Source organism: Mesorhizobium sp. M7A.F.Ca.AU.001.01.1.1 (assembly GCF_004022735.1).
GTDB lineage: Bacteria > Pseudomonadota > Alphaproteobacteria > Rhizobiales > Rhizobiaceae > Mesorhizobium > Mesorhizobium ciceri.
This window is the reverse complement of the sequence record NZ_RZPF01000042.1, coordinates 1-15,959: the sequence shown is the minus strand read 5'-3', so window position 1 is coordinate 15,959 and position 15,959 is coordinate 1. Positions and strand designations below refer to the sequence as shown.

18 protein-coding genes and 1 pseudogene are annotated in these 15,959 nt (G+C 61.8%); 5 read left to right on the top strand and 14 right to left on the bottom strand.

The annotated features are described in order from the left end of the window. From EN884_RS04700 to EN884_RS04665, 8 genes and pseudogenes are all read right to left on the bottom strand, one after another. Nucleotides 1-183 (bottom strand): annotated as a pseudogene (locus tag EN884_RS04700) (protein GlxC); the annotation flags it as partial. Between the two features lie 4 nt (nt 184-187). Then, nucleotides 188-1,084 carry a glutamine amidotransferase family protein gene (locus tag EN884_RS04695; RefSeq protein WP_063167616.1) on the bottom strand — a complete coding sequence of 299 codons (897 nt, stop codon included), beginning with the start codon at nt 1,082-1,084 and terminating at the stop codon, nt 188-190. Between the two features lie 105 nt (nt 1,085-1,189). Further along, complete coding sequence (locus EN884_RS04690) at nt 1,190-1,513, bottom strand: hypothetical protein (RefSeq protein WP_063167617.1); 324 nt, start codon at nt 1,511-1,513, stop codon at nt 1,190-1,192. Continuing rightward, complete coding sequence (locus EN884_RS04685) at nt 1,510-2,199, bottom strand: hypothetical protein (RefSeq protein WP_024502593.1); 690 nt, start codon at nt 2,197-2,199, stop codon at nt 1,510-1,512. Before EN884_RS04685 ends, EN884_RS04690 begins: the two co-directional genes overlap by 4 nt. A 45-nt stretch (nt 2,200-2,244) precedes the next feature. Then, nucleotides 2,245-3,648 (bottom strand): amino acid permease, encoded by a 1,404-nt coding sequence (locus EN884_RS04680; protein WP_024502594.1) that lies wholly within the window; start codon nt 3,646-3,648, stop codon nt 2,245-2,247. A gap of 14 nt (nt 3,649-3,662) precedes the next feature. Beyond that, nucleotides 3,663-3,824 (bottom strand): hypothetical protein, encoded by a 162-nt coding sequence (locus EN884_RS04675; protein ID WP_013532900.1) that lies wholly within the window; start codon nt 3,822-3,824, stop codon nt 3,663-3,665. A gap of 35 nt (nt 3,825-3,859) precedes the next feature. Beyond that, nucleotides 3,860-4,237: a hypothetical protein gene (locus tag EN884_RS04670; RefSeq protein ID WP_013532899.1), complete on the bottom strand. Its 378-nt coding sequence runs from the start codon at nt 4,235-4,237 to the stop codon at nt 3,860-3,862. 12 nt (nt 4,238-4,249) lie between these two features. After that, nucleotides 4,250-4,537 carry a hypothetical protein gene (locus tag EN884_RS04665; protein WP_013532898.1) on the bottom strand — a complete coding sequence of 96 codons (288 nt, stop codon included), beginning with the start codon at nt 4,535-4,537 and terminating at the stop codon, nt 4,250-4,252. Nucleotides 4,538-4,823: 286 nt separating this feature from the next. Between EN884_RS04665 and EN884_RS04660 the strand changes: the two genes are divergently transcribed. The 4 genes from EN884_RS04660 to EN884_RS04645 all read left to right on the top strand — a co-directional run bounded on the left by EN884_RS04660 (nt 4,824) and on the right by EN884_RS04645 (nt 8,708). After that, complete coding sequence (locus EN884_RS04660) at nt 4,824-5,957, top strand: aminomethyltransferase family protein (protein ID WP_063167618.1); 1,134 nt, start codon at nt 4,824-4,826, stop codon at nt 5,955-5,957. A 142-nt stretch (nt 5,958-6,099) separates the two neighbouring features. Then, nucleotides 6,100-6,696: a dimethylamine monooxygenase subunit DmmA family protein gene (locus EN884_RS04655; RefSeq protein WP_063167619.1), complete on the top strand. Its 597-nt coding sequence runs from the start codon at nt 6,100-6,102 to the stop codon at nt 6,694-6,696. After that, the gene (locus EN884_RS04650) at nt 6,693-7,658 is read left to right on the top strand and encodes a PDR/VanB family oxidoreductase (protein WP_063167620.1); all 966 of its coding nucleotides are present in this window, start codon (nt 6,693-6,695) and stop codon (nt 7,656-7,658) included. Before EN884_RS04655 ends, EN884_RS04650 begins: the two co-directional genes overlap by 4 nt. 9 nt (nt 7,659-7,667) lie before the next feature. Next, entirely contained in the window at nt 7,668-8,708 is a 1,041-nt protein-coding gene (locus tag EN884_RS04645; protein WP_063167621.1) for a DUF3445 domain-containing protein, read from the top strand. Nucleotides 8,709-8,762: 54 nt separating this feature from the next. On the opposite strand, the gene EN884_RS04640 is transcribed toward EN884_RS04645, so the two are convergent. Further along, complete coding sequence (locus EN884_RS04640; RefSeq protein WP_013532893.1) at nt 8,763-9,479, bottom strand: XRE family transcriptional regulator; 717 nt, start codon at nt 9,477-9,479, stop codon at nt 8,763-8,765. Nucleotides 9,480-9,797: 318 nt separating this feature from the next. Here EN884_RS04640 and EN884_RS04635 point away from each other — a divergent pair, with 318 nt between their 5' ends. After that, a complete protein-coding gene (locus EN884_RS04635) occupies nt 9,798-11,156 on the top strand; it encodes an NAD(P)/FAD-dependent oxidoreductase (protein WP_013532892.1) in 1,359 nt (452 codons plus the stop codon). 13 nt (nt 11,157-11,169) lie between these two features. Here EN884_RS04635 and EN884_RS04630 read toward each other — a convergent pair whose 3' ends face one another. From EN884_RS04630 to EN884_RS38930, 5 genes are all read right to left on the bottom strand, one after another. Next, nucleotides 11,170-11,547 carry a GFA family protein gene (locus tag EN884_RS04630; protein ID WP_063167622.1) on the bottom strand — a complete coding sequence of 126 codons (378 nt, stop codon included), beginning with the start codon at nt 11,545-11,547 and terminating at the stop codon, nt 11,170-11,172. A 29-nt stretch (nt 11,548-11,576) separates the two neighbouring features. Beyond that, nucleotides 11,577-13,559 carry an ABC transporter permease subunit gene (locus tag EN884_RS04625; protein ID WP_063167623.1) on the bottom strand — a complete coding sequence of 661 codons (1,983 nt, stop codon included), beginning with the start codon at nt 13,557-13,559 and terminating at the stop codon, nt 11,577-11,579. Further along, nucleotides 13,556-14,641, bottom strand: a complete 1,086-nt coding sequence (locus EN884_RS04620; protein ID WP_063167624.1) for a glycine betaine/L-proline ABC transporter ATP-binding protein — start codon at nt 14,639-14,641, stop codon at nt 13,556-13,558. Before EN884_RS04620 ends, EN884_RS04625 begins: the two co-directional genes overlap by 4 nt. Nucleotides 14,642-14,718: 77 nt before the next feature. Next, complete coding sequence (locus EN884_RS04615; RefSeq protein ID WP_027163833.1) at nt 14,719-15,693, bottom strand: ABC transporter substrate-binding protein; 975 nt, start codon at nt 15,691-15,693, stop codon at nt 14,719-14,721. 26 nt (nt 15,694-15,719) lie between these two features. Further along, nucleotides 15,720-15,959 (bottom strand): hypothetical protein (locus EN884_RS38930; protein WP_206617556.1); only part of this gene is annotated, 240 nt, incomplete at its 5' end.

Genomic DNA, 15,959 nt, shown 5'->3' with positions numbered 1-15,959 from the left:
AGGCTGGTCGACGCCAACGGCCACCGAATGGCTGCCTTTCGGGTTCAGCACTTCCCATGCCGTTTCGTTCGAGCCGGGAGCCAGATTGTGCAGCGCCTGGTTGAGTTCGCGCAGCGACAACTGGTCGAGATCGAAGACCCGAGGGTCGTGTGCCGCGGTTTTTGAAAGCGTGGTTGCCGGCATGAACTCAATGCTCCCAGAAATAGACGGTTGCGGGCTCGGGTTCCCAGACCCTCGCATTGTCTATGCCGGGCAGTTTGGTCAGCGCGCGATATTCCGAGCCGAAGGCGACATATTGGTCGGTTTCGGCCATCACGGCTGGCTTGCAGGCAATCGGATCGCGCACCACGCCAAAGCCGTTCTTGGTGCCGACGACGAAGGTGAAGAAGCCGTCGAGGTCGGAGAGCGTGCCTTCCAGCGCCTCGCCGAGATTCTTGCCATGCGCCATCTGTGACGAGAGATAGGCGGCAGCGACTTCGGTGTCGTTCTCGGTTTCGAAGGTCATGCCTTCGCGGATCAGTTCGCGGCGGACATTGTTGTGGTTCGACAGCGAGCCATTGTGCACCAGGCACTGGTCGGCGCCGGTCGAGAACGGATGCGCGCCCATCGTCGTCACCGCCGATTCCGTCGCCATGCGGGTATGGCCGATGCCATGTGTGCCGGTCATCTTGCGGACATCGAAGCGATCGACGACTGCCTCGGGCAGGCCGACTTCCTTGTAGATCTCGACCACGTCGCCGGCGCCCATGATGCGGATGTCGGGGCGCAGCGCCTGGATGGTTTCGCGCGCTTCATCGATCTTCGCGGGGGTGGTCCTGACGACTGCATGGGTGGATTTCACCGCGATCGTCACCGGCGTGCCGATGGCCTTGGCGAGCTCCGCCTCGAGGCCGCGGAAATCGCGGTCGGGCTTGGCCGACTGGATGGTGATCTTGGCCTCATTCTTGGACGGCGCGCCATAGATGGCGATGCCGGCGCTATCGGGACCGCGATCGCTGAGCGAGATCAGCATCTGCGACAGCATCGCGCCAAGCTGGGGTTCCAGCGACTTGTCCTTCAAAAACAGTCCGACAATTCCACACATGTCAGCCTCCCGACGTTTTGTAGCTAAGAGATCGTTTGCAACTCTGAAAATGATGTATCGAATGAGGTCCGCAAATTCAATCGTATGAAAAAAATATTCCTCTAATTACCTATGCGTCTCAATGCCGCTCTGCCCACTATCGTTGCCTTGCCGGGCGTTGTGAACCCATTTGGCGGTGCGGATGCGGGCGAGCTTGTAGGCGTCCAGGATCGACAAAGCATAGATCAGGAAGCCGCCGGCGTGACGGCCGACGAAGCTGGCATCGGGCGGCGCGATCTTGGCCGTCACCCATGCCAGGATCACCATGAAGAAAAGGAATTGAAGGCCGCGCACCGGCACGCCCAGAATGACGTGCCCGCTTCCCGGCAGCACGATTGCGGCGCCGAGAACCAGATAGGGATTGGCGGGTGCAGTGGCGGAACTGGTCATGCGGCCTGCCGTTCGCTTTTGTTGATCGCGTCGCGAAGCGCCGACACCGACATCAGCAGCCTTTCGATCAGCGCGGGATCGAGTGCGGCGTCGCCGAATTCGGCCTGCCGGAAAACGCCATAGCGCGCCCGCTCGGCTTCGGCCAGAAGCCAGACGATGCGTATACCCTTGGGCGTGATCAGCAGTTCCTTGGCGCGCCCTTCGGAAAAGATCTCGATATGGCTGGCGATCAGGCCTTGCGGAAAGCGCGCCGCCCTGCGGTCGGTGCGCAGCACCGACTCGGCGGGAAATCCCGGAGCCTTGGGCAGCGTATGCTCGAGATGATCGAAATTGGAGAAGGTCGTCGGCGAGCCCGGCCGCATCATCATGTCGAAGGTGGCTGGTACCGCGACCTCTTCGGTGATCGAAACACTGAGCCAGCGCGCCGGCAGTTTGCGCGTCGCCAGCGTATCGACGATGGTGCGCACCTGGACACGTTTGCTGTTCCAGGATCCTTCCCAGGTGATGACGCCGGCGGTGCCATCCGAAACATTGGCAGCATCGGCGATGATTGTGCGGATGCGGTCCTGCTCGACGGCGAGCGCCATCGATGCCCTGCTGCGGCTGGCACGCGCTTGCCAGGCAAGGTGGAGAACGACAACCAGGACAATGGCCCCGGCCAGCAGTGCTGATGTCAGATCGGACATTTTCTCATGCCAGGCCCGCCCGGGATCCGGACGGGCCTACTCCCATCAATAACCCTGCGGCTTTGGCCACGGCATGGTGAACTGGTCGCCGCGCCGCACGAATTTGTAACGGTAGAAGTGGAACCACAGCGAGATCAGGAAGTAGAAGGCGACCATGGCGATCAGCTGCGAGCCGAAGCCGAGGAAGATGGCGAAGAAGGTCACCACGCACAGGCAGAACAGCACCATGGCCGGGATCGGATGGAAGGGGTGGGTGTAGCCTCGGCGGATCGAGCCCAGCGGCCATTTCTTGCGGAACATGATGATGTTGATGCTCATGAACGTGTATTGCAGCACCCCCGACAGGATCGAAAAGGTGATCGCCTGGTTGAGGTCGGCGATGAAGGCGAAGGCCAGCGCGATCGGCAGCAGGAACAGGATCGAGCGATAGGGCGTGCGATATTTCGGATGCACGGCCGAGAACCATGTCGGCAGATAGCGGTCGCGGCCGAGCGAGAACCAGGCGCGCGCCGCATCGTTGATGCAGCCATTGGCCGACGCCAGCGCGGCGAGCAGCGTGGCGACGAACAACAGGTTCTCGAGCAGCGGGCTGCCGGTCAGCTTGCCGGCGTCCCACAGTGGATAGTAGGTGATGCCGAGATATTCCCAGGGCATCAGGGAGGCGCAGACATACCAGGTCATGGCCGCCGCGATCAAAAGCGTGATCATGCCGGCCATGGTGCCGTAAGGCAGCGAGCGGGCCGGGGAGCGCACTTCCTCGGCGGCCTGTGTGGTGCCTTCGATGCCGAGATAGTACCATATGCCGAACTGGAAGGCGGCGATGACGCCGATCCAGCCATAGGGAAGCGCATTGCCTGGGGTGACCAGTTCGTTCAGCTTCAGCACCGCGCCTTGCGTCCACGGGCTGACCGAAAAGAACAGGATGACGATCGAGATATAGGCGATCGCGGTGATGACGAAGTTGACGTTGAGCGTCATCAGCACGCCGCGATAGTTCAGCCACGCCAGCACGACGATGGTCGCGGCGATGAAGGAATTGTGGGTGAGCCCTTCGACGCCGGCCTTGGCGACGATGGTGTCGCCGAGCAGGATGGCGTCGGACACTTCGAGCATCGTGTAGGCAAAGACCAGGAACAGCGCGACGTTGAACGCCATCAGCGGTCCGACGATGTGCTTTGCCTGCGCATACTGGCCGCCAGCGGCGGCCACGGTCGATGTCACCTCGGAATCGATCATCGCGACCGAGGTGTAGAGCAATCCGACGACCCAGCAGACGATGAGCGCGGCCAGCGCGCCACCCTTGTCCGCCGAGAAATTCCAGCCGGTGAATTCGCCGACCAGGACGATGCCGACGCCGAGCGCCCAGACATGGGCCGGTCCGAGCACGCGCAGGAGTGAAACTCTGTCCCCTTGGACAGCCGGGGCAGCCGGTTCAAGTGCGATCGTCATTGTTCAATCCTCACTCAGATCCGGTGTTTTTCGGAAGTGGCTTCCAGTTCGCCTTCGCGCGACGAGGTCAGCACCTCTTCGGAGAAGGTCGTGTCGACCTTGAACCAGTCGTAAAGCATCCACAAAGCGAGCACGATCGAGATGCCCCAGCATGCGTAAGAGAGTGCCACCCACATGATCGTGTCCCCGAATTAAATCGTCCTCAGAACTCTTACTTGTCGTCGAATTTTTCGTTGATGACGTCGCGATATTCGCGGTCGGATGCGCGAAACAGGAAGACGAAATAGCCTATCAGCACCGCAGCCATTATGATCAGCGTCGGCCAGTCGATGACATAATGGAAGCGGTTCTGGATGATGTCGTGCGCGGTCTCGGGCGTGTAGCCGAGCTTTTCCCAGATCGAGGCCATGGTCGGGTTCTGGCCGAGCGCTTCCCACGTCTTGGCGTCGAGCGCGTCGATGGATTTCGCCGCACCGGCGAGGCCCAGTTTCAGCGGCAGCCACAGCGCCACGAAAATGGCGACGACGACGACGGCGATGTCGAAAACCTGCCCGGCCTTGCTCTGCTCCGGCGGCGTGTAGCGGGACATTTCTTCTACCCCTCAGGACTTGCGGTTGCGGAATGCGTCGGCGTTCTTGATGTCGAGCCCGTAGATGAATTCCTTGTCTTCCTTGTAGTGCTTGACCATCGCCAGGATGGCGGCCGTGTTGAAGATCAGCACGGCGGCGGCGGCGATCGCGACCACGGCCTTGATGCCGCTGTGCGGGATGTAGGGCCATGTCATGAGCAGGACGAAGAGGATCGTCGCCCACAGGCAGACGATCAGGAGCGCAGATCCGCGCACGTCGGAGCGGTACAGCGCTTCGATGCGCTGTTGCATGTCTGACATCGGTTTTCCCCTTTTTCCAACGCCAGGCCCCGAATTGGCCGGCCGCTGCCCTCTTTCAAGAGAGTGAAATTTTTTTCATAAATTCAGTCCGAATCCCGCAATTGTCAAGCGCGATTTACGTGAGGTTAACTGTTTGCTTTGCGCGGTGGATTTTGCCTGACAATGAAATTAATTGCTTATGGGTATTGCGGCGTCCTGGCGTTTGCGATCAATATTCGGTCAAAGCTCCCGCCACTGCGCAGGGGGCAGGGAACAGCAGAGCATTATCGAAACGGAGGACGAGCGGATGACGGCATCCTGGAGATTTTCGACCCTGGCGGATCGCCACCGAGCGCTCGGTTCGAAGCTCGAAGACTGGAGCGGCATGGGAACCGCCTGGACCTACGACAAGGATGCCGACGAGGAGTACATCGCCATCCGCACCAAGGCTGGCCTGATGGATGTCTCCGGCCTCAAGAAGGTGCACATCACCGGGCCGCATGCTTCACACCTGATCGACCTGGCGACGACGCGCGACGTCGAAAAGATCTATCCCGGCAAGTCGGCCTATGCCTGCATGCTGAACGAGGCGGGAAAATTCACCGACGATTGCATCCTCTACCGCACCGGCCCCAATGCCTGGATGGTCGTGCATGGTTCGGGCACCGGCCATGAAGAATTGCAGCGGGCGGCTATGGGCCGCGACGTGTCGCTGCGCTTCGACGACAATCTGCACGATCTTTCGCTGCAGGGGCCAACCGCCGTCGACTATCTGGCCAAGCACGTGCCGGGCATTCGCGACCTCAACTATTTCCATCATATGCAGACGCAACTGTTCGGTTTGCCCGTCATGATCTCGCGCACCGGCTACACCGGCGAGCGCGGCTACGAGATCTTCTGCCGCGGCCAGGATGCCGGCACGATCTGGGACAGGATTCTCGACGAGGGCAAGAGCGCCGGCATCATTCCGTGCCGCTTCACCACCCTCGACATGCTGCGGGTGGAAAGCTACTTGCTGTTCTACCCCTACGACAATTCGCAGAAATACCCGTTCGAGAACGAAGGACCCGGCGACACGCTGTGGGAACTCGGCCTCGACTTCACCGTCAGCCCCGGAAAGACCGGCTTTCGCGGCGCCGAGGAGCATTATCGCCTCAAGGGTAAGGAGCGCTTCAAGATCTACGGCGTTCTGCTCGACGGCAAGGAGCCGGCCGATGAGGGTGCGCTGGTCTATCGCGACGGCAAGAAGGTGGGCGTGGTGACCTGCGCCATGTATTCGCCGCTGGTCGAGAAATCGATGGGCATCGCCCGCCTCGACGTCGACTGCGCGGTCAAGGACACCAAGCTCGAAATCCGCAACAGGAGCGGCGCCATCAAGGCCACCGCCCAGCCATTGCCATTCGACGATCCCAAGAAGACCAAGCGCACGGCGAAAGGTTGAGGCATAGTCGACGGCGAGGGGTTCGAGCAATTCCAGGAAAAGTGTGAAACGGTTTTCCGTCCGGAATTGCGTCAAAGCAAAGAGATAGAGCGGTCCGCCGTTTCTATGAAACGGTGAAGCGCTCGAAGGCACGAAGACTTAAATGGCAGCCAAAAGCATCATCAGCCGGCCTGTTTACGGAACCTTGTCTCCGCAGCCCGGCAAGCATCATCTTTTTATCGCGGATGCGGAAGGGGCGCTGGCGATAGCGGAGATGGCCGGGAGGGCGCCGCCCGGGTTTTTCGACGACGCCGACATCGTCTTCATTCCCGGGCCTGACGGCAAACACACCGCAGCCCTCGAAGCGCTGAGACCGGTGCAGTTTCATCTGTCGCCATCCTTCGCCAGCCTGCTGCCACGGCTTAGGCAGACACTGGCAAATGCGCATATGGGCCTGCGCCTCTATCTCGCCGGCACTGAGGGCCTGATCGGCCAGGCGATGCAGGTGGCGCTTGAAGCCGGCATCGACCACACTTCGATCCAGACCGAGCACCGCGGTTCGCTGGCGCGGCGCATGCAATGCGTCCACTGCAAGGGCATCACCGAGAATGTGACGACGCAGCCGGCGACCTGCGCGCATTGCGGCCTGCTGCTTCTGGTGCGCGATCATTATTCCAGGCGCATCGCGGCGTTCCAGGGCGTCTGCATCAACGCCGAGGATCGCAGCGAGATTCCTCCGATGGAGGAGGTTTTCCGATGAGCGCCGGAACAACAAAACTCGATGTCGTGGTCAGCGACGTCGTCCCGGTCAACGACCTCGTCACCCGCTTCCATTTCCGCCGGCGCGACGGCGAGTTGCTGCCGACCTTTTCCGGCGGCGCCCATGTCGTGGTCGAGATGCGCGACGGCGAACGCACCAGGCTCAACCCCTATTCGCTGATGGGCTCGCCGCTCGACACGCGCGAATACACGATCTCGGTGCGCCGCGACGATGTCGGCCGCGGCGGCTCGCTGTTCATGCACCGGAACGTCAAGCCCGGCATGGAGATGGTGGTCAGCTATCCCGTCAATCTGTTCTCGCTCGACCTGCGCGCCAAAAAACATCTGATGCTGGCCGGCGGCATCGGCATCACGCCGTTCATGGCGCAGACCGCTCAGCTTGCGGCGGAAGGCGGCAATTTCGAACTGCACTACACCTGCCGCACCGCATCGCTCGGCACCTATGCCGATGTGCTGCGCGAGCGCTACGACCGACGGGTCAGGCTCTATCATGACGACCTTGACGAGCGCATCGAACTCGACCGGCTGCTGTCGACGCAGCCGCTCGGCACGCATCTCTATGTCTGCGGCCCGGCCGGCATGATCAACTGGGTGCGTGATCGCGCGGCAAGCCTCGGTTGGCCATCGGAAACCGTGCATTTCGAGCATTTCGCGGCCCCCCAGCCTGGCCTGCCTTTCGACGTGACGCTTGCCGTCAGCGGCAAGACGATCCGCGTCGATGAGCAGCAGAGCCTGCTGGAAGCGATCGAAGCGGCCGGCGTCGATCCGCCCTATCTCTGCCGCGGCGGCGTCTGCGGCCAGTGCGAAACCAACGTCATCTCTTGCGACGGCAAGTTCATCCACAACGACCACTGGCTGAGCGAGGAAGAGCACCGTTCGGGCAAGAAGATCATGCCGTGCGTGTCGCGCTTCGAGGGCCGGTCGCTGGTCCTGGAGCGCTAGGAGGAAATCATGGGCATCACCTTTCGCAAGGAAACGTTCCGCGACGACTTCACCTTCAGGAACAGCCCTGAGCACATCAGGCGCTTCCCGTTCCCTTTCCACGAAGACGCCTACATGTATGCGGTCAACATCGAGCCGCATGTCGTCGGGCCGAAAGGCAGCGTGCTGGAAAACCTGATCGACGTCGACGAGCACTATGTCGCCGAGATGCAGGACCGGGCGCTGGTGCTGGCCGAGGACCCGCTGCGCTGCCAGTCGCTGCCGCACATGACGCTGGCCGGCTGGGACCTGCTGGAACTGCTGATGGAGCAGCAGGCGCTGGGCTATCCCGAACATTTCACACTGACCCGCGACGGCGACCGCTGGCGCTGGATCAACCGGCCGCTCGGCATCGACGACACCTTCACCTTCGGCGACACCTCGACGCTGCCTTACGGCCCGATGGAGTACATCACCCGCCAGAGCCAGGGCGACTTCTGCATCCTCGACCAGCGCGACGGCAATCTGTGGATGGATGCCGGCATGGTCACCACCCAAGCCGACTGGTCGCTCGATTTCGACATCGGCATGAACTTTTTCGAATGGCACGCGCCGGTGCCGCTGGCGCATGAGAAGGGGATTTTTGTCAGGGCGCTGAAATTCCTCACCAACATCCAGCAAGGCAAGCCGGCCAGGCGCCTGAACTGGACGATGACCATCAATCCGCGCCTCGACACCAGCCCCGAAAACTATCACAAATGGGGTCCGGACCGGGCTACGGTGACGCCGGAGAATGTCGGCGACAAAGTGCATCTGCGCGTCGAGCTGCAGAGTTTTTGGCGCCTGCCGCGCTCGAACGGCATCGTCTTTCCGATCCGCTGCTATCTGATCAAGATGGATGAGCTGGTGACGCAACCAAAATGGGCCCGGCGCCTGCACCGTGTCATCCGCGACCTGCCCGACGAACTCGGCAACTACAAGGGCCTGACCCGATATAGGTCAACGTTGGTCGAGTGGCTGTCGAAGCTCGACGACGGCAGCCCGACGAGCCCTGGGTTCGGGCCGGATTGAGCGACGCCCGCGAAGCTGCCGATCTCCCCCTCGTGGGGGGAGATCGAGTCCCGCTCAACCCGCGCTCTGCGGATAGCAGATAATCGACAAATACCGCATCGGCAGTTTCGTCAGCTGTTCCGGCCCGTGCGGCGCGTCGGCGTCGAAGAACAGGCTGTCGCCGGGCTTCATCGGGTAGAGATTGCTGCCGTGCCGGTAAACGACCTCGCCCTCGAGCATATAGAGGAATTCCATGCCCTCATGCTGGAAGGTCGGAAACACGTCGGAATCCTCGGTCAGCGTGATCAAATAGGGCTCGACGACGACGCCGCTGGTGTTGGAGCCGATATGGCCGAGCAGATTGTACTGGTGACCGGCGCGCGTGCCGCGGCGCTCGACATCGAGGCCTTGGCCGGCCTTGACGAAAACGGCGCTGCGCTCTTCCTCGAAGCGGCGGAAGAAGGCTGTCACCGGGACGCCGAGCGCCCGCGACAGCGCCTGCAAGGTGGTCAGTGACGGGGAGGTGATGCCATTCTCGATCTTCGACAGCATGCCCAGCGAAATGTCGGTGGCGACCGCCAGATCGGCGACGGTGATGCCGAGCTTCTTGCGGAAGGCGCGCACCTCGCGGCCGATCGCCACCTCCAGCACCTTTTCGCGCGTGTCGCGAATGGCATGCGGGTTCTGCGTCAGCGGCGCGCGGATGGTTTTCCCGTCGGCCGAGACCTTTGGCTGCGGCTTGGCCTTTGCACCGGCTGGACCAGCCTTGGAATCGGAAACCTTCTTCGCCATGTCGCCCCCGGCACTCCTGCGGATTTATTTCACTCTAGGTGAACATGTCAGGTGCCGATACAGCAGCGCAACTGCGACGGCAAGTCGCCTGAAAGCACATGCGCACGATCCGGCGTTTGGCCGCGTCCGGTTTTTTGCGGGAAATCCACATCGGCGGAACGTTGTTTCCGCACCGGGCTGTTGACAGCACGAAAGGGCCAATTACTGTCCCTGTGAGTGAAATTTGTTTCGTAAGAGCAATTCCGGAAAAAGCGCATAGCGCTTTCCCCTTGGGAGTTGCGTCAAGGCAAAAGTCGAAACCAGATCGGGAGGCCTGCCATGAAAAGTCGCGTTGCCGTCATCGGAGCCGGCCCATCCGGCCTGGCACAGCTCAGGGCCTTCAAATCGGCGGCCGACAAGGGCGCCGACATTCCCGAGATCGTCTGCTTCGAAAAGCAGTCGGACTGGGGCGGCCTGTGGAACTACACCTGGCGCACCGGTCTCGACGAGCATGGCGATCCGGTGCACGGTTCCATGTATCGCTATCTCTGGTCGAACGGACCAAAGGAATGCCTGGAATTCGCCGACTATACTTTCGAGGAGCACTTCGGCCGGCCGATCGGCTCCTATCCGCCGCGCGCCGTGCTGTGGGACTACATCAAGGGGCGCGTCGAGAAATCAGGCTTGCGCAAATGGGTGCGCTTCAACAGCCCGGTGCGCATGGTGACGTTTTCGGACGAGACGAAGAAATTCACCGTCACCGCGCATGACCGCACCAACGACGTCACCTACTCGGAAGAGTTCGACAATGTCGTCGTCGCCTCCGGGCATTTCTCGGTACCCAACGTGCCCTATTTCGAGGGTTTCTCCACCTTCAATGGCCGCATCCTGCACAGCCATGATTTCCGCGACGCGATGGAGTTCAAGGGCAAGGATATCCTGATCATCGGCCGCTCCTATTCGGCCGAGGACATCGGCTCGCAATGCTACAAATACGGCGCCAAATCCATCACCTCCAGCTACCGCTCGAAGCCGATGGGTTTCAAATGGCCGGAGAATTGGAAAGAGGTGCCGCTGCTGCAGAAGGTCGTCGGCAAAACCGCGCATTTCAAGGATGGCACGACCAAGGATGTCGACGCCATCATCCTGTGCACCGGGTACCTGCATTCCTTCCCCTTCCTGACCGACGATCTGAAGCTCAAGACAGCCAACCGCATGTGGCCGCTCGATCTCTATGAAGGCGTCGTCTGGGAGAAGAACCCACAGCTTTCCTATATCGGCATGCAGGATCAGTTCTACACCTTCAATATGTTCGACGCGCAGGCCTGGTTTGCCCGCGACGTCATCATGGGCCGCATCAAGCTGCCCTCGGCCGAGGCGATGGCCGCTCACGGCGCGAAGTGGCGCGCGCGTGAGGAAACGCTGGAAGACGCCGAGCAGATGATCTGGTTCCAGGGCGACTACACCAAGGAATTGATGGACCAGACCGATTATCCCGGTTTCGACGTCGAGGCGGTCAACCAGACCTTCATGGAATGGGAACACCACAAGGGCGAAGACATTATGAGCTTCCGCGACCACGCCTACCGCTCGCTGATGACCGGCACCATGGCGCCGCTGCATCATACGCCGTGGCTGCAGGCGCTCGATGATTCGATGGAGAGCTATCTTGAGGTGAAGGGCGTTGCGGCGGAATAACGAGTGGGCGCCGTCAGGCCGGCGCCTCGACCCAACCGTGGCGACTCTCGCCATAGACAGACTGCGTCGGCGCCGGAAATGCCGGGTCTCCGAAGCAGCCGACTGCGACGGCTACCGCCGCCGGTTTTCGTGACGGATACCAGAAGACCGTTGAGCCGCACGTTCCGCAGAAATGAAAGGTGACGGGAAAGCCGCTGTCGGAATCGCGTTGGAATGTCTGGAATGAGCCGCTGATCTCGGTCTCGGCGGCATCGAAGAAAGCGGCGATCCCGAACGGAGTGCCGGTCCGCCGCTGACAGTCCAGGCAATGGCAAAGCGAGACCTTGGCCGGCTCTTGCGGGCAGCGGATCTGCAATTGGCCGCAGGTGCAGTGAGCGATCCGGCCAGTCATCATTCTCTCCTGTATCGGGGCGGCTAATCCTAACCCAGCCTTGCGCGCGCCTTCGCCGTCCAGGCGTTGAACAGCCGGTCGGCGACGATGCCGATGAAGGCGATGGCGAGACCGGCGACGATGCCGCGGCCGGAATCGGCCTTGGACAGCGCGATGAACACTTCCTGGCCGAGATCGCGGGTGCCGACCATGGCGCAGATGATGATCATTGCCAGCGCCATCAGGATCGTCTGGTTGACGCCCAGCATGATTTCCGGCAGCGCCAGCGGCAGTTGCACGCGAAAGAAGGTCTGGCGCGGCGTGCAGCCCGACACCTTGGCCGCCTCGATCAGCGCCGGCGGCACCTGCCTGATGCCGTGATTGGTGTAGCGGATCGCCGGCACCACGGCGAAGGCGATCGTCGCGATCATCGCGGTGACGTCGCCGACCCGAAACAGCATCACCACCGGGATGATGAAGCAGAAGGATGGCAGCACCTGCAGCGTATCGATGACCGGCGTGACGATCTTCTCGAACCGGTCGCTGCGCGAAGCCATCAGCCCGATCGGGATGCCGATCAGGCAGGCGATGAAGGCCGAAATACCGCAGAGATAGACCGTCGCCATGGTCTTTTCCCACAGGCCGGTGATGGCGCAGAAGGCGGTCAGCGCGGCGACGAGGACGGCGAGACGCAGGCCGGAGAGTTGATAGCCGGCAAGGCCGAGCAGGAAGACGGCGCCGAGCCACGGAAAGCCCTCGCAAAAGGCGCGCAGCGGGTTCAGCAGATTGAGGATGAGCGCCACGCGAAACGCTTCGATCGTGTCGAAGAAATTGATGGTCACCCAGTTCACCGCCGCCTTCCACAGCGGCGCCGTGGTGAAAGTGATCGCTTTCGGCACCACTGCCAAGGCCGGCACGAACAGACCGGACAGTGTTGTCACGACAAGGATGGCGATGGCCAGCGTCAGGTTGGGGTAGCGCCGCCAGAGGCTCGGGCTTACCTCCTGATGGACATGGCCCTTTGCTTGGCTGTGCGCGATGGCCTGGCTCAGCCGGTCGAGTGCGATGGCGAGTGCCACAATGGCAAGGCCGGCTTCCATCGCCTCGCCGACCTTCAGCGCGCGTAGCGCCAGGAGCACGTCGTAGCCGAGGCCGCCGGCACCGATCATCGAAGCGATGATCACCATGTTCAGCGCCAGCATGATGACCTGGTTGACGCCGACCATCAATGTCGGCCGCGCCGACGGCAGCAGCACCCGCCACAGTTTCTGCTGCGCCGTGCAGCCGGCCATTTCGCTGAAATCGTCGATCTCCGACGGCACCCGCGATAGGCCGAGCATCGTTGCTCGCACCATCGGCGGGGTGGCGAAGATGGCGGTCGCAATCATCGCCGAGACTGGGCTGTTGCCGAACAGCAGCAGCATTGGGATGAGATAGGCGAAGGTCGGGATCGTCTGCATCAGGTCGAGGGCAGGGGAGACGATGAGCCTTTCGGCCCACGGCTTGCGCCACGCCCAGATGCCGGCGAACAGCCCGGTGACGATGCAGAACGGCACGGCGATGGAGATCAGCCCAAGCGTCAGCATGGCGCTGGTCCATTGGCCGAACAGCGCGATGTAGAGGAAGCAGCCGCCGACCAGCAGGCCGAGTTTTCTGCCGCCGGCGGCATGCCCCGCGATGAAGGCGGCAGCGCAGACGCCGACCCAGGACAGCCGCGGCAGGACATAGGCTTCTGCGCCCCGACCGATCTTGAAATTCTTGGCCAGCAGATTGAGCGCGAAATCGAGCGGAACGCCGAGCACCGCGGTGATCGAGCGGGTGAGCCACGACAGGTTCGACTTGATCCAGCGCATCAGCGCGCTGACCCAATCGGCGACCGGCACGACGGCGCTGGCCGGATAATTGACCGCCCAGGACAGGCGGTCTCGCAACAGGAACACGACAAGCACGGCCGCGAGTGCCACCGCCCAGACGAGCAGCCAGACCTGAACCGGGCGCGACCGTGTTTCGCCGGCGCTTGCCGTCACCGTCATGTGCCGGCTCCGGAACGCTCAATGCCGGCCAGCAGATCGATCACCGCTTGCGGCGTCACCTCGCCGATCGGCTTGCCGCTGCCGTTGACGACCGCGAACGGCTTGTTGGCGGCAACGATGCTGGCGGAAAAGCTGGATATCTTGGCCTCCGGCGCCACCGTTCCGCCGTGCTCCGAGCCGTCGCAGGCGCGCATCAGGCTGCGTGCCGAGATCACCTTGGCGCGGTCGACGTCGCGGGTGAACTCGGCGACGTAGTCGGTCGCCGGATTGACCACCAGTTCCTCCGGCGTGCCGATCTGGATGACCTCGCCATCCTTCATGATGGCGATGCGGTCGGCCAGCCGGATGGCCTCGTCGAAATCATGGGTGATGAAGACGATGGTCTTGTGCAGCATCATCTGCAACCGCATCAGCTCGTCCTGCATCTCGCGGCGGATCAGCGGATCGAGCGCCGAGAACGGCTCGTCGAGGAACCAGATTTCCGGTTTTGTCGCCAGGCTGCGGGCGATGCCGACACGCTGCTGCTGGCCGCCGGACAGTTCGCGCGGATAGAAATGCTCGCGACCCCTTAAGCCGACAAGCTCGATGACCTCGCGCGCCCTTGCTTCGCGTGTCGCCCGGTCCTGCCCCTGGATGCTGAGCGGGAAGGCGATGTTCTCCAGCACGTTGAGATGCGGCAACAGCGCAAAATTTTGGAACACCATGCCCATGCGGTGTCGTCGCAATTCGATGAGTGCTGCATCGGAGGTTTTCAGCAGGTCATTGCCCTCGAATTCGACCTTGCCGTGGGTCGGCTCGACCAGCCTCGACATGCAGCGCACCAGCGTCGACTTGCCGGAGCCCGACAGGCCCATGATGATGAAAATCTCGCCCTGGCGGATTTCGAGGTCGACGGCGCGCACCGCGCCGACCAGCCCGGCAGCCGTGACGTCGGCTATGCTGGCCTTGCCGTCACGTTCGCGGATGAAATTGGCCGCGTTCGATCCGAACAATTTCCAGACATTGCGGCAGGCAAGCTTTACCGGACGGGCGTCTTTTGGCGCGCCCGCCGTGTTTGGCTCCTGTTCAGTCCTGTCCGTCATTCGAACGTCCCTCTGGAATATCAACAAGTGAGGCCCGGCTGGTCAGCAGCCGGGTCTCATTTTTCCAGTCGGAACGATCACTGCGCCCAGGCTTTCCAGTCGGCCTCGTGGGCGGCGATCCAGGCAGCTGCGACGTCCTCCGGTGTCTTGCCGCCGAGATCGATCTCGCCGCTCATCTTGTTGAGCTCATCGGTGTCGATCGTGTAGGCCTTGGCCACCTTGTAGGCGACCGGCCATTTGTCCTTCATGCCGGACCAGGAGTATTTCCAGATCTCGCCATGCGGCTTGCCGCAGTCATATTTGGCGTCGGGGTTCACGCCCCATTTCGGGTCGTTGTAGCACTCGGGCGTGTATTCCGGGAATTCAACCCACTCGCCCTTGTATTTGGCAGGCGCCCAATGCGGCGAATAGATCCACAGCATGATCGGCGCCTTGCGCTGATAGGCGGAATCGAGCTCGGCGAACATCGCCGCGTCGGTGCCGGCATGGATGACGGTGAAGGGCAGTTTCAGCGCCTCGACGCGCTCGTCGTCAAAGCCTTCCCATGTCACCGGGCCGCCGAGATAGCGTCCCTTCGGTGCGGTCTCCGCCGTCGAGAAGGCTTCGGCGCATTTCGGGTCCTTCAGCGCTTCCCAATTGGGCAGGCCCGGGCATTTCTCCTTCATGTATTCCGGAAACCACCATTCTTCCTTGGCCTTGGGTCCGAGCTTACCCAGCCGTTCGGTCTGGCCGGTCGCATCGGAGGCCTTCATGGCTTCGCCGGCGGTCGTGTCCCAGAACTCCAGGCCGACATCAAGATCGCCATTGGTGAGGCCCGTGGTCAGGCTGGAGAGGTAGTCGGCCGTGGGATACTCGACGGTATAGCCGAGCTTTTCCAGGATACCGCCAAGGATCTTGGCGTTCAGATTGACGCTGGTCCAGTCGAACAGCGCGATCTTGATCGGATCGTTGGATTCTGGTGCGGCGGCTTGGGCGGAAGGTGTCAGTGCACTCGCCGCGGCGAGTGCGAAGGTTCCCATTGTTAAGTTCGAAATCACACTGCGAAGTGACATGCTTGTTCTCCTTCAAGCTGTGAAAATTATCGTTCGTTCCCTTCTTGCGGCTTTTCTTGATTGTGTTGGAAAGGCTGGTCTTTGCGCAAGGCCGTCGGCGCCAGATTATTGCCCCGGCTTTGGCCGACGCAGGCAAGATGGTGCTCAATTCTAGTGATGATGGAACAGGACTGCAGTGTCGGCGTCATGGTTGCCGACGGATCGCTGCGGGGGCGGTCATCTGCGGATCGATTGCCAGTCTTGCGGCGCCTTGCAAGGTGCGAGCC

Bases quoted from the DNA above. Each gene is read 5' to 3' on its own strand.
- EN884_RS04695 (WP_063167616.1), bottom strand. From the start codon at position 1,084: ATGTGTGGAATTGTCGGACTGTTTTTGAAGGACAAGTCGCTGGAACCC.
- EN884_RS04690 (WP_063167617.1), bottom strand. From the start codon at position 1,513: ATGACCAGTTCCGCCACTGCACCCGCCAATCCCTATCTGGTTCTCGGC.
- EN884_RS04685 (WP_024502593.1), bottom strand. From the start codon at position 2,199: ATGTCCGATCTGACATCAGCACTGCTGGCCGGGGCCATTGTCCTGGTT.
- EN884_RS04680 (WP_024502594.1), bottom strand. From the start codon at position 3,648: ATGACGATCGCACTTGAACCGGCTGCCCCGGCTGTCCAAGGGGACAGA.
- EN884_RS04675 (WP_013532900.1), bottom strand. From the start codon at position 3,824: ATGTGGGTGGCACTCTCTTACGCATGCTGGGGCATCTCGATCGTGCTC.
- EN884_RS04670 (WP_013532899.1), bottom strand. From the start codon at position 4,237: ATGTCCCGCTACACGCCGCCGGAGCAGAGCAAGGCCGGGCAGGTTTTC.
- EN884_RS04665 (WP_013532898.1), bottom strand. From the start codon at position 4,537: ATGTCAGACATGCAACAGCGCATCGAAGCGCTGTACCGCTCCGACGTG.
- EN884_RS04660 (WP_063167618.1), top strand. From the start codon at position 4,824: ATGACGGCATCCTGGAGATTTTCGACCCTGGCGGATCGCCACCGAGCG.
- EN884_RS04655 (WP_063167619.1), top strand. From the start codon at position 6,100: ATGGCAGCCAAAAGCATCATCAGCCGGCCTGTTTACGGAACCTTGTCT.
- EN884_RS04650 (WP_063167620.1), top strand. From the start codon at position 6,693: ATGAGCGCCGGAACAACAAAACTCGATGTCGTGGTCAGCGACGTCGTC.
- EN884_RS04645 (WP_063167621.1), top strand. From the start codon at position 7,668: ATGGGCATCACCTTTCGCAAGGAAACGTTCCGCGACGACTTCACCTTC.
- EN884_RS04640 (WP_013532893.1), bottom strand. From the start codon at position 9,479: ATGGCGAAGAAGGTTTCCGATTCCAAGGCTGGTCCAGCCGGTGCAAAG.
- EN884_RS04635 (WP_013532892.1), top strand. From the start codon at position 9,798: ATGAAAAGTCGCGTTGCCGTCATCGGAGCCGGCCCATCCGGCCTGGCA.
- EN884_RS04630 (WP_063167622.1), bottom strand. From the start codon at position 11,547: ATGACTGGCCGGATCGCTCACTGCACCTGCGGCCAATTGCAGATCCGC.
- EN884_RS04625 (WP_063167623.1), bottom strand. From the start codon at position 13,559: ATGACGGTGACGGCAAGCGCCGGCGAAACACGGTCGCGCCCGGTTCAG.
- EN884_RS04620 (WP_063167624.1), bottom strand. From the start codon at position 14,641: ATGACGGACAGGACTGAACAGGAGCCAAACACGGCGGGCGCGCCAAAA.
- EN884_RS04615 (WP_027163833.1), bottom strand. From the start codon at position 15,693: ATGTCACTTCGCAGTGTGATTTCGAACTTAACAATGGGAACCTTCGCA.